Source organism: Chryseobacterium sp. MYb264 (assembly GCF_035974275.1).
GTDB lineage: Bacteria > Bacteroidota > Bacteroidia > Flavobacteriales > Weeksellaceae > Chryseobacterium.
Window position 1 is genome coordinate 4,148,731 of the sequence record NZ_CP142422.1, and the last position, 25,347, is coordinate 4,174,077.

General features: G+C 35.5%; 29 protein-coding genes. 24 read left to right on the top strand and 5 right to left on the bottom strand.

Features of this window, described 5'->3' with window-relative positions; genetic code table 11:
• Positions 1-92: 92 nt before the first annotated feature.
• The 17 genes from paaA to VUJ46_RS18165 all read left to right on the top strand — a co-directional run bounded on the left by paaA (position 93) and on the right by VUJ46_RS18165 (position 15,265).
• Positions 93-1,031: a 1,2-phenylacetyl-CoA epoxidase subunit PaaA gene (paaA, locus tag VUJ46_RS18085; protein WP_326982099.1), complete on the top strand. Its 939-nt coding sequence runs from the start codon at positions 93-95 to the stop codon at positions 1,029-1,031.
• 110 nt (positions 1,032-1,141) lie between these two features.
• On the top strand, positions 1,142-1,423 hold the full coding sequence (gene paaB / locus VUJ46_RS18090; RefSeq protein ID WP_039364405.1) for a 1,2-phenylacetyl-CoA epoxidase subunit PaaB: 282 nt from the start codon (positions 1,142-1,144) through the stop codon (positions 1,421-1,423).
• A gap of 98 nt (positions 1,424-1,521) precedes the next feature.
• A complete protein-coding gene (paaC, locus tag VUJ46_RS18095) occupies positions 1,522-2,271 on the top strand; it encodes a 1,2-phenylacetyl-CoA epoxidase subunit PaaC (RefSeq protein WP_326982100.1) in 750 nt (249 codons plus the stop codon).
• Between the two features lie 96 nt (positions 2,272-2,367).
• Positions 2,368-2,832, top strand: coding sequence for a 1,2-phenylacetyl-CoA epoxidase subunit PaaD (gene paaD, locus VUJ46_RS18100; RefSeq protein WP_326982101.1), 465 nt, complete (start codon positions 2,368-2,370; stop codon positions 2,830-2,832).
• A gap of 133 nt (positions 2,833-2,965) precedes the next feature.
• On the top strand, positions 2,966-3,766 hold the full coding sequence (locus VUJ46_RS18105) for an enoyl-CoA hydratase/isomerase family protein (RefSeq protein ID WP_326982102.1): 801 nt from the start codon (positions 2,966-2,968) through the stop codon (positions 3,764-3,766).
• 124 nt (positions 3,767-3,890) lie between these two features.
• Complete coding sequence (locus tag VUJ46_RS18110) at positions 3,891-5,021, top strand: 3-hydroxyacyl-CoA dehydrogenase NAD-binding domain-containing protein (protein ID WP_326982103.1); 1,131 nt, start codon at positions 3,891-3,893, stop codon at positions 5,019-5,021.
• Between the two features lie 587 nt (positions 5,022-5,608).
• Positions 5,609-5,917, top strand: a complete 309-nt coding sequence (locus VUJ46_RS18115) for a hypothetical protein (RefSeq protein ID WP_326982104.1) — start codon at positions 5,609-5,611, stop codon at positions 5,915-5,917.
• 1 nt (position 5,918) lies between these two features.
• Complete coding sequence (gene paaI / locus VUJ46_RS18120) at positions 5,919-6,332, top strand: hydroxyphenylacetyl-CoA thioesterase PaaI (protein WP_326982105.1); 414 nt, start codon at positions 5,919-5,921, stop codon at positions 6,330-6,332.
• Positions 6,333-6,432: 100 nt separating this feature from the next.
• A complete protein-coding gene (locus VUJ46_RS18125) occupies positions 6,433-6,783 on the top strand; it encodes a four helix bundle protein (protein ID WP_326982106.1) in 351 nt (116 codons plus the stop codon).
• 77 nt (positions 6,784-6,860) lie between these two features.
• Entirely contained in the window at positions 6,861-8,066 is a 1,206-nt protein-coding gene (pcaF, locus tag VUJ46_RS18130; RefSeq protein ID WP_326982107.1) for a 3-oxoadipyl-CoA thiolase, read from the top strand.
• A 137-nt stretch (positions 8,067-8,203) separates the two neighbouring features.
• Entirely contained in the window at positions 8,204-8,797 is a 594-nt protein-coding gene (locus VUJ46_RS18135) for an acyltransferase (protein WP_326982108.1), read from the top strand.
• A gap of 72 nt (positions 8,798-8,869) precedes the next feature.
• Positions 8,870-9,700 (top strand): alpha/beta hydrolase, encoded by an 831-nt coding sequence (locus VUJ46_RS18140; protein WP_326982109.1) that lies wholly within the window; start codon positions 8,870-8,872, stop codon positions 9,698-9,700.
• Between the two features lie 81 nt (positions 9,701-9,781).
• Positions 9,782-12,277 carry a phenylacetic acid degradation bifunctional protein PaaZ gene (paaZ, locus tag VUJ46_RS18145; RefSeq protein ID WP_326982110.1) on the top strand — a complete coding sequence of 832 codons (2,496 nt, stop codon included), beginning with the start codon at positions 9,782-9,784 and terminating at the stop codon, positions 12,275-12,277.
• A 123-nt stretch (positions 12,278-12,400) separates the two neighbouring features.
• Positions 12,401-12,784, top strand: a complete 384-nt coding sequence (locus VUJ46_RS18150) for a transposase (protein WP_326982111.1) — start codon at positions 12,401-12,403, stop codon at positions 12,782-12,784.
• A 423-nt stretch (positions 12,785-13,207) separates the two neighbouring features.
• On the top strand, positions 13,208-13,744 hold the full coding sequence (locus VUJ46_RS18155; protein ID WP_326982112.1) for an SMI1/KNR4 family protein: 537 nt from the start codon (positions 13,208-13,210) through the stop codon (positions 13,742-13,744).
• 48 nt (positions 13,745-13,792) lie between these two features.
• Entirely contained in the window at positions 13,793-14,569 is a 777-nt protein-coding gene (locus VUJ46_RS18160; RefSeq protein WP_326982113.1) for a DUF4241 domain-containing protein, read from the top strand.
• A 9-nt stretch (positions 14,570-14,578) separates the two neighbouring features.
• Complete coding sequence (locus VUJ46_RS18165) at positions 14,579-15,265, top strand: SMUG2 DNA glycosylase family protein (protein ID WP_326982114.1); 687 nt, start codon at positions 14,579-14,581, stop codon at positions 15,263-15,265.
• A gap of 31 nt (positions 15,266-15,296) precedes the next feature.
• Here VUJ46_RS18165 and VUJ46_RS18170 read toward each other — a convergent pair whose 3' ends face one another.
• The 5 genes from VUJ46_RS18170 to VUJ46_RS18190 form a co-directional block, all read right to left on the bottom strand.
• Complete coding sequence (locus VUJ46_RS18170; RefSeq protein WP_326982115.1) at positions 15,297-16,151, bottom strand: GLPGLI family protein; 855 nt, start codon at positions 16,149-16,151, stop codon at positions 15,297-15,299.
• Positions 16,152-16,221: 70 nt separating this feature from the next.
• The gene (locus tag VUJ46_RS18175) at positions 16,222-16,425 is read right to left on the bottom strand and encodes a bacteriocin-like protein (RefSeq protein WP_326982116.1); all 204 of its coding nucleotides are present in this window, start codon (positions 16,423-16,425) and stop codon (positions 16,222-16,224) included.
• A 523-nt stretch (positions 16,426-16,948) separates the two neighbouring features.
• Positions 16,949-17,776 carry a T9SS type A sorting domain-containing protein gene (locus VUJ46_RS18180; protein WP_326982117.1) on the bottom strand — a complete coding sequence of 276 codons (828 nt, stop codon included), beginning with the start codon at positions 17,774-17,776 and terminating at the stop codon, positions 16,949-16,951.
• A gap of 25 nt (positions 17,777-17,801) precedes the next feature.
• A complete protein-coding gene (locus VUJ46_RS18185; RefSeq protein ID WP_326982118.1) occupies positions 17,802-18,344 on the bottom strand; it encodes a phage tail protein in 543 nt (180 codons plus the stop codon).
• A gap of 32 nt (positions 18,345-18,376) precedes the next feature.
• Positions 18,377-18,919, bottom strand: coding sequence for a phage tail protein (locus tag VUJ46_RS18190; protein ID WP_326982119.1), 543 nt, complete (start codon positions 18,917-18,919; stop codon positions 18,377-18,379).
• A 254-nt stretch (positions 18,920-19,173) separates the two neighbouring features.
• Here VUJ46_RS18190 and VUJ46_RS18195 point away from each other — a divergent pair, with 254 nt between their 5' ends.
• From VUJ46_RS18195 to VUJ46_RS18225, 7 genes are all read left to right on the top strand, one after another.
• Positions 19,174-19,938 carry an enoyl-CoA hydratase/isomerase family protein gene (locus tag VUJ46_RS18195; protein ID WP_326982120.1) on the top strand — a complete coding sequence of 255 codons (765 nt, stop codon included), beginning with the start codon at positions 19,174-19,176 and terminating at the stop codon, positions 19,936-19,938.
• Between the two features lie 331 nt (positions 19,939-20,269).
• Positions 20,270-20,887: a hypothetical protein gene (locus VUJ46_RS18200; RefSeq protein WP_326982121.1), complete on the top strand. Its 618-nt coding sequence runs from the start codon at positions 20,270-20,272 to the stop codon at positions 20,885-20,887.
• Positions 20,888-20,901: 14 nt separating this feature from the next.
• A complete protein-coding gene (locus tag VUJ46_RS18205) occupies positions 20,902-21,519 on the top strand; it encodes a hypothetical protein (RefSeq protein ID WP_326982122.1) in 618 nt (205 codons plus the stop codon).
• A 33-nt stretch (positions 21,520-21,552) separates the two neighbouring features.
• Positions 21,553-21,843 (top strand): winged helix-turn-helix domain-containing protein, encoded by a 291-nt coding sequence (locus tag VUJ46_RS18210; RefSeq protein WP_267405928.1) that lies wholly within the window; start codon positions 21,553-21,555, stop codon positions 21,841-21,843.
• 62 nt (positions 21,844-21,905) lie between these two features.
• Positions 21,906-22,745 (top strand): metallophosphoesterase, encoded by an 840-nt coding sequence (locus VUJ46_RS18215; RefSeq protein WP_326982123.1) that lies wholly within the window; start codon positions 21,906-21,908, stop codon positions 22,743-22,745.
• Positions 22,746-23,354: 609 nt separating this feature from the next.
• Complete coding sequence (locus VUJ46_RS18220) at positions 23,355-23,840, top strand: Coq4 family protein (protein ID WP_326982124.1); 486 nt, start codon at positions 23,355-23,357, stop codon at positions 23,838-23,840.
• A gap of 34 nt (positions 23,841-23,874) precedes the next feature.
• Complete coding sequence (locus VUJ46_RS18225; RefSeq protein ID WP_326982125.1) at positions 23,875-25,245, top strand: DUF4153 domain-containing protein; 1,371 nt, start codon at positions 23,875-23,877, stop codon at positions 25,243-25,245.
• The last annotated feature ends 102 nt before the right edge of the window (positions 25,246-25,347 follow it).

The window sequence follows — 25,347 nt, forward strand, 5'->3', positions numbered from 1 at the left end:
TTTAACAATGTAATAGTTTACCAATGTAACAATGATTGCTAGACTGTTAAATTGATAGATTGTTACATTTTAAAATTTGAAAAATTTTAATTATGGATTTAGAAAAATTTGTACAATACGTACACGACGAAAATAAAGTAGAACCAAAAGATGTAATGCCGGATGATTACAGAAAACTATTGGTTCGTCAGATTTCACAACACGCGCATTCTGAAATTGTCGGAATGTTGCCGGAAGCGAACTGGGTTTCAAGAGCACCTTCATTGAGAAGAAAAATGGCGCTTTTGGCTAAAGTTCAGGATGAGGCAGGTCACGGTTTATATTTATATTCTGCAACTGAAACGTTAGGAAACGGAACGATCAGAGCAGACAGAGACGCTACTTACGACGATATGTTGGAAGGAAAAGCGAAATATTCAAGTATCTTCAATTATCCGACGTTGAGCTGGGCAGATATCGGCGCGATCGGTTGGCTGGTTGATGGTGCAGCGATTATGAACCAGGTAATGTTGATGGGGAATTCTTATGGTCCTTACTCAAGAGCGATGGTAAAAATCTGTAAAGAAGAATCTTTCCACCAAAGACAGGGTTACGAGATTTTAATGGCGCTTTGTCGTGGTACAAAACAGCAGAAAGAAATGGCTCAGGCTTCGTTAAACCGTTTCTGGTGGCCCGCTTTAATGATGTTTGGTCCGAATGATGACAGTTCGCCAAATTCTAAAATCTCTATGAATTACAGAGTGAAAAGAGAAAGTAACGACAGTCTTCGTCAGAGATTTATTGATGTTACCGTTTCTCAGGCTGAATTCTTAGGATTAACCGTTCCGGATAAAGACCTGAAATGGAATGAGGAAAGACAGCATTACGATTTCGGAGAACTTCCGTGGGATGAATTCATGGAAATCTTAAAAGGAAACGGTCCTGCCAACAAAAAGCGTATCGAAACCAAGAGAAAAGCGCAAAGAGAAAATTCTTGGGTAAAAGAAGCGGCAGCAGCTTTCGCAGAAAAACAGGAGAAAATTTCAATATAACAATATACCAATGTAAAAATGTAGCAATTCAATTGTCATTCTGAGCGAAGCGAAGAATCTCATTATTGTTAAACTGGTACATTGATACATTGTTAAATTTAATTTTATTTATGGCAAATTTAGATATGTGGGAAGTGTTTATTCAGACTAAACCGGGATTATCTCACAAACATGTTGGAATTGTACAGGCACCAACAGCAGAAATGGCTTTGCAGAACGCAAGAGACGTTTATACAAGAAGAAAAGAAGGAACTTCTGTTTGGGTAGTTCCAAGTAAATATATCGTGACTTCGGAAGGGGTTGATAAAGAAGCGTTCTTCGATCCAGCGGATGATAAATTGTACCGTCACCCGACGTTCTACGACATTCCAAACGATGTGAAAAATATGTAATTAAGACTTTGGAGATAATAGACGAATAGATAATAGACGTCAAAGTCTATCTATTTTCTATCAGTCTATCATCTATCAGTCTTCAAATTGATTAAACAATGAACCCATTATATAATTATTTATTAAAACTAGCAGACGACAGTTTCATTATGGGACAGCGTTTGTCTGCATGGTGCGGTGAAGGTCCTTATTTAGAGGAAGATATTGCATTAACGAATATTGCGTTGGATGAACTTGGACAGGCGAATAACTTTTACGTTTACGCTTCAAGAGTGATCGACAACGGAAAAAGCGAAGATGATCTGGCGTTTCTAAGATACGAACACGAATATCTAAATGCACACTGGGCAGAACTTCCGAACGAAGATTATGCTCAGACGATCTTAAAAGTGTACGTTTTTGCGGTATATCAGAAGCTGATGTATGAAGCATTATCAAATTCTGCCAATGAAGAACTTTCTGCCATTGCTCAGAAATCGTTGAAAGAAGTAAGGTATCACTATACTCACGCTGCTTCGTGGATGAAAATTTTCGCTCAGGGAACAGAAGAAAGTAAATCCCGTTTAGAAAAAGCAATCGAAAATATTTGGGAATATACGAAAGGTCTATTCGCAAAAACAGAAGGAGAAGATGATTTGGTAGATTTAAATATTGCTCCGAATGCAGATGCTCTTTATGAAGAATTCGTTGCAATTACACAGAAAGATTTTGCAGGTTTCGGCTTAGAATATCCTGTAAATCCTTTCATGCAGCCAAAATCAAGAACAGGTTACCACACAGAATATTTTGGATTTATCCTTTGTGAGCTGCAATATATGCAGAGAGCATATCCGGGATGTACTTGGTAATAAAAATGTACCAATATATCAATTTAACAGTCTAGCAATGATTGTTACATTGATACATTGTTAAATTGTTACATTAATTTATTGTTAGATTTAAAATTGAAAAATCCTTTAGAAATATTAGAACTCGTTCCCGATCCGGAAATTCCGGTAATTAATATCGTGGAATTGGGTATTGTGAGAGATGCGAAGGTTACAGGTTCGAATTCTGTCGAGGTTACCATTACACCAACTTATTCTGCCTGCCCCGCTATGTTTACCATTGAGGAAGACATCATGAAAATCATGAAGGAAAATGGTTGGGATGCAAAAGTAGTGACCAAAATGTTTCCGATTTGGACCACAGATTGGCTGACGGATGATGCAAGAGAAAAACTTCGCGTTTACGGAATCACACCTCCCGAAAAAGGAGCAGATGAACATCACATTGGGAAACCAAAAAAATGTCCTCGTTGTGGTTCTATGAACTCCAAACAGATCAGCAGATTCGGATCTACTTTATGTAAGGCTTCGTATCAGTGTTTAGACTGTTTAGAGCCTTTTGATTATTTTAAATGCCACTAAAATCAGTGTAACAATATAGCAATCTAGCAGTTTAAAAATATGTTCAGTATGACATTATAATTATTACATTGTTAGACTGATAAATTGTTACATTATAACTAAATTAGTGGAGGTAATAAAAAAATAAAAAACGATGTACACACAACTCGATATTGAATCACATTTCGACGGAAAGCTGAAAATTGCTTATCTGAATCAACCGGACACCATGAATGCGCTAACAAAGCCATCTTTATTAGATTTAAAAGACTTTGTGAAAGAGTGCAGCAATGATCCTGAAGTACGATGCGTTGCGATTTCAGGAAGAGGAAGAGCATTTTGCTCCGGTCAGAACCTGGATGACGCTTTTGTAACGGGAAAAGAGCATCAAGATAATGATATTATCAGAAAAATTGTGGTGGATTATTATAATCCGTTAGTTACAGAAATTACTCGTTGCAGAAAGCCGGTTGTTGCTTTGGTAAATGGCCCTGCTGTGGGAGCAGGAGCAATGTTGGCATTAATCTGCGATTTTGTCTTAGCCAGTGAAAAAGCTTATTTCTCACAGGCATTTTCCAATATAGGATTAATTCCTGATACCGGAGGTACCTATTTCTTACCAAAACTATTGGGGAGACAGTTGGCCAATTATTTAGCATTTACCGGTAAAAAATTATCGGCTGAAGAATCAAAATCGTATGGTTTGGTGGCAGAAGTTTTCTCGGAAGAGGAATTCATTTCCAAATCATTGGAAATTTTAGAAAAAACATCCAATATGCCGACCGTTGGCTTGAAATTAACGAAAAAAGCTTTTGCCGCTTCGTATAACAACTCTCTGAAAGATCAATTGGAACTGGAAGGCGATCTTCAGCAGGAAGCAGCAGAAACGGAAGATTTTATCGAAGGTGTAAATGCCTTTTTAGAAAAAAGAAAACCTGATTATAAAGGAAGATAAGAATTAATATAACAATATACCAATGTAGCAGTTTACCAATGAAATGCGTCAATAGTCCGACACGCTCACTACTGGCAAGCATTACAAAAATTGTTACATTGTTACATTGATACACTGTTACATTATGAAAGTAGGAATTATCGGTGCCGGAACAATGGGAATCGGCATTGCACAAGTAGCTGCAACGAACGGATGCAGGGTTTGGGTGTACGACGCCAATCCGAAACAAGTAGAAACGGCAACTGTAGGTCTGGAAAAAACATTAACCAAATTGGTTGATAAGCAGAAAATTTCATCAGAAAAAATGGTCGAAATTTTATCTAATATTTCCATAGCTACAGAATTGAAGGACTTCAAAGATTGCGAATTAATTATTGAAGCCATCATCGAAAACAAAGACATAAAAACCAAAGTTTTCACAGAATTAGAGAAACACGTTTCCGAAAGCTGTGTGATTGGTTCCAATACATCATCCATTTCCATCACCTCTCTCGGTGCGGAATTACAGAAACCGGAGCGTTTCATCGGAATTCACTTCTTCAATCCGGCTCCTTTGATGCCTTTAGTTGAGGTTATCCCTTCTTTATTAACAGAAAAATCTTTAGCGGAAAAAATCTATAATCTGATGAAAGAGTGGGGTAAAACTCCTGTTATTGCAAAGGATATTCCTGGATTTATCGTTAATAGAATTGCCCGTCCTTACTACGGTGAAGGATTGAGATTGGTTGAGGAAAACATTGCAACAGTAGAACAGGTAGATGATGCCATGAAAACAATAGGAAACTTCAAAATGGGACCTTTTGAATTAATGGATTTAATTGGTGTTGATGTGAATTTTTCTGTGACAAAAACAGTGTACAACGAATATTTCTACGATCCAAAATATAAACCATCTCTTCTTCAGCAAAGAATGTCGGAAGCAAAACTTCACGGCAGAAAAACCGGAAAAGGGTTCTACGATTATTCTGAAGGGGCAGAAAAACCTGTTGCCGAAAAAGATGATGTACTTTATCAACAAATATTTTTGAGAATTATTTCAATGCTAATCAATGAAGCGGTTGAAGCAAAAAGATTAGGTATTGCGAACGATGAAGATTTAGAATTGGCCATGCAGAAAGGTGTAAATTATCCAAAAGGGTTATTGGCTTGGGGAAAAGAAATCGGATATGCAAAAATCTCCGAAACGCTACAAAATCTTTACGAAGAATATCAGGAAGAAAGATACAGACAAAGTCCTTTGCTGCGTAAATTATAAATGTACCAATGTATCAGTTTATCAATGTACCAATCTAAAAACACTGGTAAACTGATACATTGCTAAATCTTTACGAAGAATATCAGGAAGAAAGATACAGACAAAGTCCTTTGCTGCGTGAATTATAAATGTACCAATGTATCAGATTATCAATGTACCAATCTAACAACACTGGTAAACTGATACATTGCTAAATCTTTACGAAGAATATCAGGAAGAAAGATACAGACAAAGTCCTTTGCTGCGTAAATTATAAATGTACCAATGTATCAGTTTATCAATGTACCAATCTAAAAACACTGGTAAACTGATACATTGCTAAATCTTTACGAAGAATATCAGGAAGAAAGATACAGACAAAGTCCTTTGCTGCGTAAATTATAAATGTACCAATGTATCAGTTTATCAATGTACCAATCTAAAAACATTGGTAAACTGATACATTGCTAAATCTTTACGAAGAATATCAGGAAGAAAGATACAGATAAAGTCCTTTGCTGCGTAAATTATAAATGTACCAATGTATCAGTTTACCAATCTAAAAATATTGGTAAACTGATACATTGCTAAATTGCTACATTAATATTATGGATATAAATAGTTTCAGAGCCGAATTAGAAACAAGGCTTATTATTGAAAAAGAATACATTATTCAGGAGCTTTCTATGATGAATGAGGATCCTGAAAAACTGGAATTATTAGGCAAATTCAATGAAAAATATAAAGAGTTAGTGAGAAGAATCGCTAATGAAGAAGGAATTGATCTGAATGCCTTTTATACCCATGAAAATTCATCAGATAACCTCACATACGAGCAGATAATTCTTGGAAAAACCATGAGTGTTTATGATAAACTGGCCGATGAATTATATGTCGAAATAACAAGAACAAATTAATATGAATCCGAGACAGGTTGTAGATTATATGATGGAGAAAGACTATTTCTCCCAATTTTTAGGAATAAAAATCATTGATATTAAAGAAAATTATTCTTTGATTGAAATGGAAATCACCAAACAAATGCTCAACGGATTGGGAACAGTTCATGGAGGAGTAACATTCGCTTTTGCAGATTCTGCATTTGCTTTTTCATCAAACAATGACGGAAACGCAGCGGTTGCATTAAGTGTAACCATCAATTTTACCAAAGCCGGAAGGGAAGGAGATATTTTCAGAGCAGAAAGTGTTTTGGTAAATGATACCAGAAAAACGGCGATTTACGACATTAAAATTACCAATCAAAATAACGATCAGGTAGCAAAATTTGTTGGAACAGTGTATAAAATCGGGAAAAAAGTAACGGAGCTATAGGCTCAATGTAACAATGTAACAATGTAACAATGAAACAATGTATCGGTGTACCAATTTACCAATTTACCAATGATATGAAATAAATTAATTTTTAACACAAATGATAAACTTCGAAAACAACCCATTAATTTCCAAAACAGTTCAGTTTTCTTTAGATATAATTGAATTTTGTGAACTGTTAGATGAAAAAAGAAAATTTGTTATTGCTAAACAATTGTTACGTTCCGGAACTAGCATTGGAGCTAACTCGTTTGAAGCACAAAACCCACACAGCAAGAATGATTTTATCAATAAAATTAAAATTGCAGCAAAAGAATTAGAAGAAACAAAATATTGGCTCTATCTCTGTAAACATTCTAAAACTTATCCATTCGATGAAAAGTTAGAACTTCAGATTACTGAGATTGGAAAAATTATTTATAAAATATTAAGTACAAGCTTGAAAAATTAGTATAACAATGTACCAAGGTAACAGTCTACAAATGATTGTTACACTGTTACATTATTAGATTGTTAAATTGAATTATTATGAACAACGTATATATCATAGATTATGTAAGAACGCCCATCTCAAAATTGGCCGGAGGACTTTCTGAAGTTCGTGCGGACGATTTGGCAGCGGTGGTGATTAAAGAAGTGGTGGCAAGAAACCCTGAAGTTCCTGTGGACGAAATTGAGGATGTTATTTTCGGATGTGCGAATCAGGCGGGTGAAGATAACAGAAATGTAGCAAGAATGGGACTTTTATTGGCTGGGCTTCCCTATAAAATCGGTGGTGAAACGGTTAACAGACTTTGTGCTTCAGGAATGTCGGCGGTGGCGAATGCTTTCCGTTCGATTGCTTCCGGTGAAGGTGAAATTTACATCGCAGGTGGAGTAGAGCACATGACGCGTTCGCCTTATGTAATGTCAAAACCAAGTGCAGCTTTCGGTAGAGATAGTCAGATGTTTGATACGACCTTCGGATGGAGATTTGTCAATCCTAAAATGAAAGAATTATACGGGGTTGATGGAATGGGAGACACCGCTGAAAATTTAGCAGATATGCATAATATCAGCCGTGAAGATCAGGATAAATTTGCCCTTTGGTCTCAACAAAAAGCGACGAAAGCTCAGGAAAGCGGAAGATTGGCGGAAGAAATCGTAAAAGTTGAAATTCCACAAAGAAAAGGCGAACCGAAAATCTTCGATACAGACGAATTCATCAAACCAACTTCTTCAATGGAAGGATTAGGAAAACTTCGTCCGGCCTTCAGAAAAGAAGGAACAGTAACAGCTGGAAATGCTTCGGGAATGAACGACGGAGCAGCTGCTTTAATTTTAGCAAGCGAAGAAGCAGTAAAAAAATATGGTTTAAAACCAAAAGCTAAAATCTTAGGATCATCTGTTGCCGGTGTTGAGCCAAGAATTATGGGAATCGGACCTGTTGAAGCGACTCAGAAATTACTAAAAAGACTGAATCTTTCATTAGATGATATGGACATCATTGAATTGAATGAAGCATTCGCAGCTCAGGCTTTAGCCGTAACGAGAACTTTAGGTTTAAAAGATGATGATTCAAGAGTAAATCCAAACGGAGGAGCTATTGCAATCGGTCATCCACTTGGAGTTTCAGGAGCGAGAATCGTTGGTTCTGCAGCCATGGAACTTCAAAAACAAGATAAAAAATATGCTTTGTGTACCCTTTGTATCGGTGTCGGACAAGGTTATGCAATGGTGATTGAAAAAGTATAACTTTTTCAATAATATAACAATATAAAAGTGTATCAATGTAACAATTTTGCGGTCTGTGATGTTAGGCTTGTCGAAGCATTTCACTGGTAAACTGTTACATTGATACATTATTACATTAATTTTTTAAGAAAAAAATTATGAATATCTACTCATATCACGGAATTCGTCCCATCATCAAACCTTCCGCTTACGTTCATCCACAAGCGGTGATCATTGGAAATGTGGAAATCGGAGAGGAAGTTTATATTGGTCCAAACGCGGTTATTCGTGGCGACTGGGGGAAAATTATCATCAAAGACGGTGCGAATGTTCAGGAAAACTGTACCCTTCACGTTTTTCCGGGGATTGAAACCATTTTGGAAGAATCGGCGCATATCGGTCACGGAGCGATTATTCATTCCGGACATATCGGAAAAAATTGTTTGGTTGGAATGAACGCAGTCGTAATGGATAAAGCCGTTATCGGTGATGAATGTATCATCGGAGCGTTGGCTTTCGTTCCTGCCAATTTCAGATGTGATGCTAGAAAACTGATCGTTGGAAGTCCGGCAAAAATCATCCGTGATGTTTCCGATGAGATGATCAAATGGAAAACGCAAGGAACAAGATTATATCAGGAATTGGCAAGAGAAGGTAAAGATGCGATCTTGCCTTGCGAACCTTTTTCAGAATATGTACAACAGATTCCTACAAAAGTTGTTGATTACAGCATTTGGGATGATGTGAAATAATGATCTCAATCAAAACCTCATAGGTTTCTAAAACCTATGAGGTTTTGAAAAAGTGTTTAAGAAAGAAAAAGCATGATTAAAAAACTTCTTATTATCTCCACAATTTTATTTACATTTCAATCTGTCGCTTTTGCCCAGACTGGAAATGTAAAACCATTAACTATTGGAGAAATCAGAACCATAGAATCTAAAATTTTAAACGAAGAAAGAACACTAAATATCTATCTTCCGCAAAATTTCGACAAAACAAAATCTTACCCAATTATCTATCTTTTAGATGGAAGCATGAATGAAGATTTTATTCACGTGACGGGTTTAGTTCAATTCTTCAATCAGATGTATTCCATGCCGGAAACAATCGTGGTCGGAATTGCTAATATTGACAGAAAAAGAGACTTTACTTTTCATACGGATTTAAAAGATTTACAAAAAGATTATCCTACAACGGGACATTCGGATAAATTCATCAGTTTTCTGGAGAAAGAATTGAAACCTTATATTGAAAGTCAGTTTAAAACTACCGATAAATATGTATTCGGGCAATCATTGGGCGGACTGTTAGCCACGGAAATTCTGTTGAAAAAACCGGAAATGTTTAATAACTATTTTATCATCAGTCCAAGTTTATGGTGGGATGATGAAAGTCTTTTAAAACAGGCTCCTCAATTATTAGCCAAAATTCAGGACACGAAAAAATTCGTTTATGTTTCTGTCGGAAAAGGTGAACATCCGGTGATGGTAAAAGATGCTGAAGATTTATTTGATGTTTTGAAAAAAGCGAACAAAAAAAATTGGACTTTAGAATATAAAATGATGGAAACAGACAATCATGCAACGATTCTTCACAGAAGTTTGTATGAAGGTTTGGTGAAATTGTTTCCGTATCAAGAAGCGAAAAATTAAAAATATAACAATCTAAAAATGTATCAGTGTAACAATTATTGGTAAACTGTTAAATTGATACATTGTTAAATTAAATATTATATGGAAAAGTTAAAAAATTACATTCATGGCGAATGGATTGAAGGCACTGGAAACGGAATTCCTTTATACAATGCTGTCAACGGTGAGCAGGTTGCCATTTCCGATACTGAAGGGCTGAATTTCGAGCAGGCTTTGGATTACGGAAGAACGGTAGGTTACAAAAATCTCTCTTCGATGACGTTTTACGATCGTGGAGAAATGCTGAAAAAAGTAGCGCTTTACCTTTTAGAGAGAAAGAAAAAATATTACGAATTATCATATAAAACGGGAGCAACTTATGCAGATTCTTGGGTAGATATCGAAGGAGGTTTCGGTACTTTCTTCACCTATTCAGGATTGGCAAAAAGAATGCTTCCCAATACTCCGTTTTGGGTGGATGGAGAAACTCAGAAAATTTCTGCGAACGGAACTTTCCTGGGAACTCATATTTTAACGCCAAGTGAAGGAGTTTCAGTTCAAATCAATGCCTATAACTTTCCGGTTTGGGGAATGTTGGAAAAGTTATCCACATCATTGTTAGCAGGTGTTCCTTCAATCGTGAAGCCTTCACCGTTTGGTTCTTACTTAACCAACGCCGTTTTTCAGGATATGATTGAAAGCGGAGTTCTTCCGGAAGGAGCTGTTCAGTTAATCTGCGGTGAGCCCGGAAATGTTCTGGATTATATTCAGGATGGAGATTCTGTCTTGTTCACAGGTTCTGCGACGACGGGTAGAAAATTGAAATCTTTACCATCAATTGCAGGCAATGCGGTTCGTTTCAATATGGAAGCAGATTCTTTAAACTGTTCGATTCTTGGTTTGGATGCAAAACCGGGAACTCCGGAATTTGATTTATTCATCAAAGAAGTTCGTAACGAAATGACCACGAAAGCGGGACAAAAATGTACGGCAATCCGAAGAATTATCGTTCCTGAAAACTTAATCGGTGATGTTCAGAATGCTTTATCTAAGGCTTTAGACCAGACAAAAATCGGAAATCCATTAAGCAGAGAAACAAGAATGGGTTCTTTGGTTGGAAAACAGCAGTATGATGAGGTTTTAAGAAAAGTTGATTTATTAAAAGCAGAAACAGAATTAGTTTACGACGGGCAACACGAATTGGTAGATGCAAACTATGAAAATGGAGCATTTATGAGTCCGAAATTATTCTTAAACGATTCTCCGTTTACAAAAAATATCTCTCACGATGTCGAAGCTTTCGGTCCGGTTTCTACACTGATGCCTTACAAAGATGCGGAAGAAGCAGCGGCGTTGGCGAAAAGAGGAAAAGGAAGTTTGGTAGGTTCTATCATTTCTCACGATGACAATTTCGTGGCAGAAACTTCGTGGAAAATGGCTTCTCAACACGGAAGAATTTTCGTGTTAAACAGAGATAATGCGAAAGAAAGTACAGGTCACGGTTCTCCGCTTCCGACGTTGATGCATGGTGGTCCCGGTAGAGCAGGTGGTGGTGAGGAAATGGGCGGTTTAGGCGGTCTTCATTTCTTCCTTCAAAAAACGGCGATTCAGGGTTCTCCGGATACATTAACGGCGATTACTAAAATCTATCAGCAAGGTGCTGAGAAAAAATATTCAGATAAACATCCTTTCCAGAAATATTTTGAGGACGTTGAGGTTGGAGATTCTTTGGAAACTGCAGGAAGAACGGTTACGGATGCCGATATCGTAAATTTCTCTAATGTTTCTTGGGATCATTTCTATGCACACACAGATGCAACAAGTTTAACAGGAACGATCTTCGATAAAACCGTTGCTCACGGATATTTCATCCTTTCTGCGGCGGCTGGATTGTTCGTTTCAGGGAAAAAAGGACCTGTTATTGCAAATTACGGATTGGAAAATTGTTCGTTTTTCAAACCTGTTTATGCGGGAGATACGATTACGGTTTATTTAACGGCGAAAGAGAAAATCAATCGTGGAGTTAAAGGAAGAAACATTCCTTCCGGTGTTGTGAAATGGCTGGTTGAAGTAGTGAATCAAAGAGATGAAATCGTTTGTGTGGCTACAATTTTGACTTTGGTGGCTAAACATTCTCCTTTCATCGATTTAAATGTAAAAAATATTCAGAAAACTTTAAATGGTTTAACGGATTCTACTCAGCCCAATTGGGGTAAAATGTCTCCTCAGCAAATGATCGAGCATTTGGAACATGGCGTTTTGGTAAGCCTTGGCGAGCCGGAAGCTGAAAAATGTTTCACTCCGGAAGAGCAGTTGGAAAAATGGCAGGATTCTCTGTACAATCACAGAAAAATGCCGAAAGATTTCCCTGCACCATTCCTTGCGGATGACGAGAAATTATTAGAATTAAGACATAAAAATCTGGAAGCTGCAAAGATTTCTTTCATGGATAATCTGAAGAGATTTTCGATTTATTATAAAGAAAATCCGCATGCAGAACACATGAATTTTGTATTCGGAAAACTGAATAAAGAAATGTGGGAATTGATGCATAAGAAGCATTTTACTCACCATTTTGAACAGTTTGGATTAATTTGATTCGAAATAAAATATAAATTTATCATCCCTTTCGGTTTTTACTGAAAGGGATTTTTTTACCTTTACGAGTATCCTTGTCAAGGTTTTAAACCTTGACAAGGATGTATAAAAACCACAAATGTAATGGAAGATATTAGAACCACATCTATTGATGCCGATTGTTTTTACCACATTTATAATCGAGGTATTAACGGAGAAAATATATTTAAATCTGAACGGAACTATAAATTCTTTTTAAAGAAAATATCAGAATTGTTAATTCCTGTTTGTGAAATATATGCTTACTGCCTTTTGCCGAATCATTTTCATTTTTTAATTAAAGTTAAATCAGATAATGAGTTGCATAGCCTTGTCAAGGTTCAAAACCTTGATAAGGCTGAATTCGGGCTTCATTCTCCACAGAATATCTTTTCAAAACAATTTTCGAGAATTTTTAATTCTTACTCACAGGCTTTTAATAAAGAGAATAATAGACATGGTGCATTAATAGAATCACCATTTAATTAATATAATTATTTATATCCATCAGAATCCACACAATCATTCGATTATAAATGATTTTTCAGAATATCGTTTTTCATCTTATCAGTCTATTCTAAGTAATTCGAAGACTTTATTAAAGCGAAATGAAGTTATTGAATTTTTTGATGATAAAGAAAATTTCATGGCATCACATAGAAAAATAATAGATTTTGAGCTTTGATTTTTAGATTAGAAATTCTTGAAAGATATCCTTGTCAAGGTTTTAAAACTTGATAAGGATATCTTTTTTTTACATTTTAGTTGCCGGAGGTATTATGATGGATTTATAACATGCAGGTTCTGTTATGAATGTGGATATTTACTAACATTTTAGATTTAAAATAATACGAAAAGCAGTTTCAGTTTTGAGACTGTTTTTTTATTTTTAAAGAATAATTACAAAATAATATGCAACAACAGTTTTTCAAAAACTTCGACTTTACCGGTTTCTGGAACGAAAGCAGCTATTCGGAGAGAGATTATATCGAAGAATTTCCTGATGATGAAATGATCGCTTCGATTGAGAAAGAGCTGGGATACAAGCTTCCTGCTGCTTATATTGAATTAATGAAAATTCAAAACGGAGGATTGGTTGATAAATCCTGCTTCCCGACAACGGAACACAATTCCTGGGCAGACGATCATGTTGCCATTACGGGAATTATGGGAATCGGAAGAAATAAAACCTACTCTGTGTGCGGTGAACTTGGTAGCCAGTTTATGATGGAAGAATGGGGCTATCCCAATGATGGTGTTTACATTGCTGATTGCCCTTCTGCAGGTCATGATATGATATTATTGGATTATTCTAAATGTGGAAAAGTTGGGGAGCCGGAAGTAGTGCATGTTGATCAGGAAGATGATTACAGGAAAATTTTTCTGGCAAAGGATTTTGAAACTTTTATTAAAGGCTTAAAAAATGAAGAAGATTTTGATTTGGAATAAATGATCCTTATTTTTAAAAATTAAAATCAATTCAAAAAATATTAAAATATGAACGAAAACTGGATGCAGAAGTACGAAAAAGTAAAAGATATTTTGGTTTGCCCAACAGACCTTGAGTCTTATTTTACTTTAAATGAAATTGAAGGTCAGCCATTAGAAACCATGGAAATCGGAAATGTTTCTTTTCCTTCCGGAAAAATTGTTGTGAGAGATCCCTTGGTTTCTTTGGATAATCATCAATCTCCTTATTTTATTCAGGCTCCGAAAGGGGATTTTCCTGTGACGATTTCTGTAGTGAAATCTGAAGACTGGGGCGACCGATATGCGGTGGTAAAAGTAGAATTTACCAAAGAAAAACCTCTTATTTACAGAGAAGCTTTAATTGGAATTGAAGAACTTGAAGACGTAGCCGAAGACGATTATTTCGGTTTTGGAGTCGATGCCGGTTTAGGCTGTATTACGGATAAAGAAGTTCTTCCTTTTGTGGATCAATTTGTTGATGAATCGAATGTAGACAATATGTACGATGATTATTTTGCTGAACTTTTTGCTCAAAATTATCAGAAAAATCCTAGCAACCAAAGAGAGGCTGGTGACTGGATCAATTGGAAAGTTCCCGATACAGAATTTCAGATTCCTATGTTTGCCAGCGGTTTTGGAGATGGAACCTATCCTGTGTATTTCGCATATGATGCGAATGATAATATTTGCGGGCTGTATATTCAGTTTATCGATATAGAGTTGGCTCTAAGCGAAGAAGGAGACGAGGATGATGTAGACGGTGATGAAGAGGATCAACCCGAAAATTTTGTTTTTCTTCGCTAAAATATAAATATGAATAAAACTTTTGCTAATCAGATTATTGATTTCAATAAAAACTTGAAATATTCGGGAAACCTTCCTGATGGTTTTCAGGTGCTTAATCCGTATTTGGATAATCCCGAAACATTAACGGTCATGCAAAAGTTTTATCAAAAATATTATAACGATTCTCATCAGAGAAAATTTTTAATCGGAATTAATCCAAGTCGCCACGGAGCGGGAGTTACCGGAGTTCCGTTTACCGATACCAAACGTCTGGAAAGTGTTTGCGGAATTAAAATGGAGTCTGCCCGAACCCACGAAGTTTCTTCTGTTTTTATGTATGATATGATTGAAGAATATGGTGGAGCAGAAGAATTTTATCACGATGTTTATATCAACTCGCCGTTTCCTTTGGCCATTGTTAGAGAAACTAAAAAAGGTTCGGTGAATGCAAATTATTATGATGATAAGGAGCTTTTCAATAAGGTGAAAGATTTTATGATCGAATCTTTAAAATTTCATATCAGTTTAAATGTCGATACTTCAGAAGTTTTTATTTTAGGTAAAAAGAATGCCGATTTTATTTCAAAATTGAATAAAGAAGCCCAGCTTTTTGATAAAATAACTGTTTTGGAACATCCTCGATATATTCAGCAATATAAGTCCAAAGAAAAACAATTGTATATTGATAAGTATATTTTAGCTTTAAAAAAATAATTTATTGAATATTAAAATTTATTTTCACTAACTATTCATTTTCTAATTCTATTGGATTTTCATATTTTCTATTCTCCTCCCTTTCCTTTTCTCTTTGCCTTGCAATTTCTTGCCCTTGTACAATGGTAGTTCCATAGCTTGCAAGCGCAGATGCTGCATTCATATCGGCATTTTTTAGAGCTTGTTTTAATTTTGGCTGAGTAGTTTCTATAGCTTCAGTATATCTACTTTTCTTAATATTAACTAATCTGCCTCTTAATTTAGAATAGGGAACAGATTTTACCAATTCAAAATCATAATCTCCCTTATCATCTGTTATTTTAATAATTAATCCGGGTAGCCCACTAAATTTATAAGGTCCATAAGGAAAAGGAATTTCTGGGGAATACCAAGCTACCCAATTTCTTCCTTTAAATGTAATTTCAGCTTTTTTACATTTAATTGTATTAATTATTTTTGTTTCATTTAAAAGTTTCCAATCTTTTATTATCGGCTCTTTATAAGTTAGTAATGACATCCCGATCAAACGAAAGTATTGAGTATTTTCATTTGATTGTATTATGGTAAATGACAAATTGGTCTTTGGGATGGCTATTCCTTTTTTGAAGCCTAAAGTGATGCTGCCATCAGGGTTTTTTGTTGATGTTCCTGAGTTTGCCATTACAGAATCGCCTTTTAGGGATATTGTACTAGCAAAAAATGCACGATCATCTCCTATTTGTAGTAAAAAAGGCTCTTCATGTTTATAATTCGTTCTGATATCAAATTTGGCTTTTAGCAAGTAAATAAATTCACCATGTAAACTATCAACTTTATATGATTGAGCGTAAGATAAAATACTATAAAATAAGATGAAAAGTTGAAGTAACTTTTTACAATAGTACATGAGAAGTATTTTAATTATGAAATTGCACTTATGGTATTTGTAATCCATAAGTGCATAAACTTTTGATTAATTAAGCTAAACTGTTACTCGGTCCATAATGAGTAGCAGGCTTACAGTAATATGCTTCAAGTCTTTCAAGCCATTCATTAGCTTGTTGAGCACTCCAATCTTGAGTTGTAGTAGCTTGCACGCCACAAGAAGTATCCGCATACCAGACCTGTCCTGCTTTTACCGTTTTAAGTTTTTCACGATCTAATTTTTCGAAATTTTTCATAATTGTATATTTTTTATATTAATGAAAAACAAATATAGAAATATAAAACAAATACAATAAAAGAAAAATGTTGTGTAACTATTTAATTTTTTGATGATAATGTGAATGTTTTTTGACTGTTGTCTTTTATGAATTTGAAATAATTTTATATTATATAGAAAATTTTTAATGATAAAAGATATTTATTGTATGTGTGAACTTTGTCAAAAATAAATCCTCTGAAAACATTTCAAAGGATTTAGTCATTTATGTCATTAGAATCTTTTATAATTCATGGCTTACTTATTTTTTTAAGCTGTTATATCATTAATACAGTACTGATGTGGAATGCCTGTAAGCTAAGAGGATGAATGCATATGGACTTTTGGAATATGGAATGGTTAGAGTAAAAAATCCCCTGAAGTCAATCAGGGAATTTCATCACACGTATGGATGATAACCTTGAGGGTAGGTATCAGAATCAAAAGTTTTCAAGGGTATCCGTTTTTAGTTTTTGATTGTTATGTAATAATGAAGATCATTATTATTTTTTAATAATCTTTGTCGATGCCGAAGGGGTTTTAATGATATAGATCCCATTCGGACATTCCGAAATATCGGTAGTATTTTCACCCTTTTGCATTTCTACAGTTTTTACCAGTTTGCCGTCCTGGCTGTAGATCTGGGCATTGGCCTTTCTTTCAGCACTTAATATCAGAGGCCCGTGCGTCGGGTTAGGATAAACTGTTACCTCTTTTTTTGAAACTCCTGTTTCATTGGCTGCCAGGACAATATTGCTGTCTTTTACCCATGTGAAGGCGTCAAATGCCATGTAACGGAATTCTCCGCCAATGGTCAGGGTAAGCTGATCAATAATGATATTAGAGTAATTCTGACCATTAAGATTGGTCATATCAATTAAGGTAAATCCATTTGTTGTGCTTACGGAGCTTGTAAAACCGTTGGTCTTGGTAGTACTGAATTTAGTAACTCCTGAGAGTTTTCCGGTTACGGTAAGTGTTCCGGGAGCAGCAAGACTGTTAAGCCTATCTGATAAATACACCCAGAATTTGTTAGCTTTAAACAAATTCGAAGTTGTTTTTATGCTCATTGACGAATTAGCATATTGCGAAGTAGCAGTTCCTGTATTATCGATAAATTTGTTATCTGCTTCGGTGCCATTCCATCCAAATCCTGAGGCAGTAAGAATATCATACGTTGCCACAGTAGATAAAATATTAAAGACAACACCATTATCCGTAAAGCTTGTGCTTCCGTTTGACTCGGTTTCAAAAAGTTCTGTACTCGTCTGAGCAAATGTAAAAGTAGAAATGAGCAGACTACAGATTAGTAAAATAGTAGTTCTTTTCATGATTGAAATAATTTAGGTTTTTATTTTAAGTTCTTGGTGGGAAAAGACCCTCAACACAGATAATATAATTCATTCCTAAATAAGGAACCATTGTATCTACAGGTACATTCTGCCCTGTAAAAGACACTGAATTTGCATTAATCTGAGTCGTCGGTGCTGCGTCCGCAAAGCTCGGAATTGCATCAAACTGTCTTCCGTTTGGTAAACCTGTTATTGCAATAGATGAATTTGTAGATGGTGTAACACTCGTAGCATTCGTATCTGAAATCTTTAGCTGGCTGGTAAAACCCGGAAGATTTTGCAGTGAAATATTGGTCTGAGGGTTGCCAGCTGCTTCTCCCAGAGCAAAACTTTTTCCGCTATCAGCCTCTCCTGTTCCCAACGGAGCACGCCCGTTCAGATTAGGTAAGGCGAAAGTTGTTTTTCCGTCCCCTCCGTACGTATTTCCTAAGATGGCAAAAAGAGGGGTATTTCTGCTGACACTTAGTATCGCCCCGTTACAAAACATAAATCCTCTTGGAGCAAAAGTGCCGGCAAACATTTTAATAGTTCCCAAATATTCTTCCATGATTTTAATTTTATTGTTAAAACTTCTGTGAATTATGGTCTAGAAGGGTAAATACCTTCCACACAGATAATATAATTAAGTCCAAGGTAAGGAGGCATGGTATTTACGGGTATGTTCTGTCCTGTAAAGCTTACAGACATTCCATTGATAGCTAGAGTAGGATCTGCGTCTGCGAAACTCGGAATAGTATCAAATTGTCTTCCGTTTGGCTGGCCTGTAATGGCGATAGACGAAGTGGCCGAAGGTGTTACACTCGTAGCGTTTGTATTGGAAATTTTCAGTTGACTGGCAAAGCTTGGCAGGTTGGCTGCCAAAAGAGTCGTTTGTGGTGTACCTCCCACTTCTCCCAAAACATAGGATCTTCCTGTTGTAGAGCTTCCCTGTCCAATGGGGGCACGTCCGTTTAAGTTCGGTAATGCAAAAGTTGTAATCCCGTCCCCTCCGTAAGTAGTTCCTAAAAGTGAGTAAAGGGCTGAATTATGAGCAATGTTTAATAAGGCTCCATTGCAGAACATAAATCCTCTAGGGGCAAAATTGCCTGCAAATAGTTTAATTACTCCCATCATTTCTTCCATAATATTATTTTTTTGAGTTTTAAATATTCCTACTCTCTTCCGGTTTTTCGGAGATCACCGTTAGGTTAAATTTTATGTCTTAATGACAGTTCAAAGGAACAATTTATATAAACGGATGGTTAGAGTAGAAAATACCAAATTAAGTGATCCGTATTTCTACGTACTGAGTGGTATGATGGTGTAATTTTTCTTTTTTTGTTTCCTTGAATAGCAGGGTATTTCGTATTTTTGTGTAAATCCAATTTAAAATAAAAATGAGCGAATTCGTAGTTTCAGAACTTAAAAACAATATCGCCGAAATTACTTTCGGAACTCCAAAAAGTAATTCTCTTCCGGGAGCAATCCTGGAAAAACTGGCCCAAACCATTCTTGATGAAGGTGCCAAAGATGAGGTAAAAGCCATCCTGGTAAAAAGCGAAGGCGAGAAGGCATTCTGCGCCGGAGCCAGTTTCGATGAATTATTGGCGATTGAAGAATTAGAGGCGTCCACAAAATTCTTCGGAGGTTTCGCAAAAGTTCTGAATGCGATGAGAAACTGTGGTAAAATTGTAGTCGTACGAGTTCAGGGTAAAACAACCGGTGGCGGAGTAGGACTGGCTTGTGGTGCAGATTACTGTTTTGCAACCAAAGATTCTGCATTGGCTTTAACGGAGATCAATTTAGGAATCGGGCCTTTTGTGATCGGGCCTTATGTTGAACGAAAAATCGGGAAATCTCAATTTTCGGCAATGGCAATCGATGCCGATTTCAGATCGGCAGAGTGGGCAGAACAGCATAATATTTATCATTCAGTTTCTCCAAGCATTGAAGAGATGGATGCACAGCTGGAGAAATTCCTTCAGACATTAGCTTCAAGAAGTAAAGAGGCTCTAGCTTTAATTAAAAAAGTATCTTGGGAAGGCACGGATCATTTCAATGAATTAATGCCTGCAAGAATTCACATGAGTGCAAGTCTTATTTTGGAAGATTCCGCCAAGAAGAATATAGAAGCGATTAAAGAAAGGTTGAGAGCGAAGTAATTTTTTCTCTACACAGAATATCAGCCGTTGAAAACCTTCAGCGGCTTTTTTTATGGTCATCATGATATGCATGTATGTTTCTCTCCCACAGATCGCTGGATTTTCACGGATTATACTGTCGATTTCTTTTTTCCTCAATTCCAAGTTTTGAAAATAGTACTGAATATCTATTTAAATATCCTGAACTCCAGACGAGCAAACTGATAATAGCTAGAGATCAATATTCACCAAAGAGCACCGGATGGAGGTGATCTGTTAATCACATTATTTTTTTCAAAAACATTTTGCAGATTAAAAATAAATTATAACTTTGTAATTCAAAGTTCTTTTTATGGATTCAAAAAACTATCACGAAGACTTATCACATATTCGTTCCATGATGGAGCGTTCTTCCCGATTTATTTCGTTGAGCGGATTATCTGGTGTTGTTGCCGGATCGGTTGCACTTTTGGGAGCCGGCTACGCATATTATGCTATGGAAAGGGAAAAAGTGAGTTATATCAACGGAGGACGATTAAATTATACTCCTGATCTTACCAATGAGTTGATTCTTACAGGACTTATTGTTTTGGTGACGGCTGTTTTAAGCGGATATGTTTTTACAGCGAATAAAAGTAAAAAGAAAGGTTTGAAGATTTGGGATGCGACTACTAAAAGACTTTTAGTTACTTTTGCAGTCCCGTTAGCGACAGGAGGTATTTTTTGCTTAGCCTTAATTCTTCATCATTTGTTTGTTTGGATAGCTCCAGCAACATTGATTTTCTATGGATTAGCTTTGGTAAGCGCAGAAAGATATACTTTAACAGATGTGAAATATTTAGGATATTGCCAGATCATATTAGGTTTAATTGCCTTATTCGTTTTAGGATGGGGATTGCTTTTTTGGTCAATCGGTTTTGGAATTTTACATATTGTATATGGCCTAATTATGCATAAAAAGTATAAATAACTACTTTACAGAATATGGGGGCTGGACTTGTAATTTTAATACATCTCATTGCAATATTTATTGTAAGTATCATTATTGCAGTTATAGGAGTTGTTATCACATTTATTATTAGTAAAGAAAGACAGGTACGTAAAGCGGTGTTTGCATTTAGTGCTCCGTTTGTTGGATTTTACGCATTATATATTTGTGGATTTTTTTGTTCATCAATAGTAGCTGGATATAAGAAAATTGATATGGGAATAGGGGATTGTTGGTATGTCCCTTTAGAAAATAATCGTCAATTATTATTGATTGATTTGCCTGAACAGTGTTATATTGCCAAAGAAGATGGTATGCTATTAATTTCAGAGGTATCAAAAATTCAGGAGCATGGAAATGAAATTTTTGGTGAGACATTATCGGGAAAGTATTTTTCTTATAATACATTGACAGATGAGGTTGGAAATTTTAATAGTCAAAAAGAGCTAATGATTTCAAAGTCAGTTAAAAAGTTAAGTATGATTAAAGCTTATGATTTTTACTCTGCAAAATATAATAAGCTTGCAGGACTTTGGTTTATAGTAGTTGGAATATTTTCAATCCTTATTGCTATAGCATCTTTATGCTTACTTAAAATGATAATTGTTTGGTAAATTGAATTTTTAAATAGTAAACTAAATATAGAAATGATCAATATAAATCAACTCAACAAAGAATTTGAAAGCCGTGTAAGATTGGGCATTATGTCCGTTCTTATGGTGAACGACTGGGTTGATTTCTCAGAAATGAAAGGTTTACTGGAAATTACAGATGGTAATTTGGCAAGTCACAGCAATGCTTTGGAAAAAGTGGGCTATATTGAAGTGAAGAAAGAGTTTGTAGGCAAAAAGCCAAGAACATCCTATAGGGTGACTCAAAGTGGGCGTGAAGCGTTTACAGAACACCTGAATGCACTTGAAAAATTATTAGGAAAATAAAAGATAAATTTTTTTGAATTTTTACTTTGTAATTCAAAGTTATTTGTTTTAAATGAGTTGAAATGAATAGAAAAACATTTTTAAAACGGCTTTTTCAGCTTTCGGTGATCGGTGCTTTTCCGCTTTTGTATTCCTGGAAGATAGAACCCTTTTGGCTGGAGTTTGTGGAAAGAAAACTGCCCATTAAAAACTTACCAGACGAATTGGAAGGAAAAATTCTGATGCAGATTTCAGATCTCCACGTCGGAAATCGCTTCGACTGGAATTTTCTGATTGATTCTTTCCGGAAAGCAAAAAGTTTCAATCCTGATTTTGTGGTCTATACCGGAGATTTCGTTAATCACGGAAGTGCGGAAGATCATCTTCATCTGGAAAAAGTGATGCAATATGCGGTTCACGGAAAATTAGCCACGTTTGGAATCTTAGGAAATCACGATTACGGAGCTAGATGGGAAAATATAAAATCTTCAGAAAAGACCTGTGAGATATTAGAAAATCACGGCGTTACCATGCTGAATAACAGACAACAGGAAAGTCATGGATTAAATTTTATCGGTTTTGAAGATTTGTGGTCTCCAAATTTCAATCCGATGGAAGTAATGAAAGAGTATGATCCTTCTCTTGCCAATATTGTGCTTTGTCACAATCCCGATGTTTGTGATATAGATGTCTGGAATGGTTATCAGGGATGGATTCTCAGCGGTCATACACACGGAGGACAATGCCGGATTCCCGGAATTATTACGCCCATCCTTCCGGTGAAAAATAGAAAATATGTTTCCGGTGAAATAAATCTGAATGATGGAAGAATGCTCTATATCAATCGTGCTTTAGGGCATTCTTTTCAGGTTCGGTTTATGGTGCGTCCGGAAATTACAGTTTTTACTTTAACACAAGCATGATGAGTGATAAAAGTATTTTAAATATTGGAAAATCAGTGTTTGGATTTTCATTTTTACTAGGAAGTATTTTGTTTTTTAGTTTATACTCAGAAAAAATGGTGGAGTTTGCAATTTTTGGAGGAGTGATTTTATGTCTGTTTGCATTAATGAACATTATTGTCTTCTGTGGACTGATAATTTATGGATTTTTTTGCCAATCTAAATTATTGACTTGTATAAAGTCTGCGTCGATACTTATTATAAACATTCCTATTTCACTTTTATATAGCTGTTTCATTAACAATTAAAAATAACAAACGATGAATAACAAAACAATACTAATTACGGGAAGAACTTTCTTCTGGACTTCATTTGTACTCGGAAACATATGTCTTTTTGGATATGTTTTTACAAGAAATGCTTTTTTCGTTGAAGCTGGCCTTTGCGTTGTAGGATGGGGAAGCATTATCAATCTTGCGGTCGTTTTACTATTAACTATTTATGGAATTTTTAATAAGTCGAAACTTGATATTTGCTTAAAATCCGCGGGAATAATGTTACTAAATATACCGATTGCCATCATATATATAGTAATAGGAATGAGTATAGTAACAATTTAAATAATAAACGATGAAAAAAATACGCATCAAATTTTTACTGTTCGTTTACGAAAAAACTCAAAGATTGTACAGAAAATATTTCAAAAAAAAGACAAGGCAATGGCGGTTCAATGAAAAGCAATTGCTGGAATTTCATAAAGATTCTTTAGGTCGAAAACTGGGCGAATTTTACGAAAAGCATGGCTTTACGATGATCCCCAAAATGGAAAATCATGACGTTCATCATTTGCTGACAGATTGTGGAACCAACTTTGAAGACGAGATCGCGATGCAGTTTCTGCTATTGGGAAACGGAAAACTTAATGCCCATTTGCTCGCGGCTATTGTGTTAGGGATTATTATCCTGCCTGAATATTCGAGAATGTATATTAAAGCCTATCGGAAAGGACAAAATATGAGACCATTTTACCACATGGATTTTGAAGCTCTGCTTTGGCAGAATTTCGAGCATGTGAAAGATTTTATCCAAAAAAAACAATCCCCCGTTTTATATTAAAACGTAAATCTCTTCATCTTTTAAACAAAAAAACATGAAAACACATCACTATATATTTCTTACCACATTATTGTTCACCGTACTGTTTTACGAGGAAAATGTAGGGCTTAATCTCGGAATTCTTGGCGTAGTGTACGCCTGCTTCACACTGTACCGGACTTCAGAGAAAAACAGAACCCGAACTTTTCTTACTTTGTTCACAACAAGTATGCTTTCATGTATCGCATTTGCTTGGTACGGTGATTTCCCTTCATTTTTGGCGGTTGTATTTTCGCTACTCTTGCTATCTTTTATGTCTAAAAACAGAAGAATGAAACCGTTATTGCTGATTCCTGTTTTTATTACCAATTTCTGTACTTTTATCTGTCGGTTTTTCAGTTTTGATGATTGGCTTCCGAAACGAAATATGTCGGGAATATGGCAGAAAATTTTGGCTTCTATTCTGATACCTTCCCTTATGTTAATTATTTTCTTCGGAATTTATTCGGCAGGTAGTGACCATTTTGCAAGTCTTTTCAGAGATTATGAATTTGATCTTAATCTTTGGGAAATCATCTGCCTTTCAGCAATAGGATTTTTCATCGCCTTTAATTATTGGAGTTACGTCGTTGAAAAATATATTTATAAACAAAACCACCTTTTGGATAATCATTTTCAGGAGAAAGATAAAATTCAGAAGCCGACCTATTCTTTCCTTGATTTGGATTCGGAAAGAATGAGTGGCGTTATTACTTTTCTTTCATTGAATATTTTGTTGATATTTTTCATCATTACTTTTAATTATGAACAGTTTTATGAAGTAAGCAAAACCCCGAATCAACTGTCTGAGGAAACGCACGAAAGAGTAGGAGCCGTGATCGGTTCCATTATAATGGCAATTCTGGTAATTATGTTTTATTTTAAATCTAATTTCAATTTTGATCCCAAAGCAGGTGTAATGAAAATATTAGCTAAAGTATGGATGATTCTCAATGCTGTGTTAGTTTTCTCCGCGATGGCAAAAAATACAGAGTACATTATTAATTATGGAATGACCTATAAAAGAGTCGGGGTCTATGCTTTCCTTTTATTATCATTAATTGGTCTAATTCTTACATTTATCAAAATTCAAAAGCAGAAAAAAAATGCCTATTTGTTCAATACGATGATGTGGTATTTTTATGGAACTCTTTTATTGATGAGCTATTTCAATTGGGGCGGAATGATCACCTCTTATAATATCGAACGAAAGGATTTTGACTTAAATTATCATACCAAAGAATTCTTTTTCAATAAAAAGCAGCTTTTAGAGTATGCTGAAGAGAAGCATGATGAAAAGTTGAGAAAAGAAATTTTACAGAGGGTTGAGCCACATAAAAAAGAAAGTTTTCTTTCAAAAACAATCTATTATCAAACCGTGAAATAATGAATTTGATGAATTTTATCCGTTGTTAACAGGATTTTGCCTAAAAAGAAGGTGAAAGTAATGATTTCTCTCATCAATCTGCAATAGAAGGACGGTTTGTGG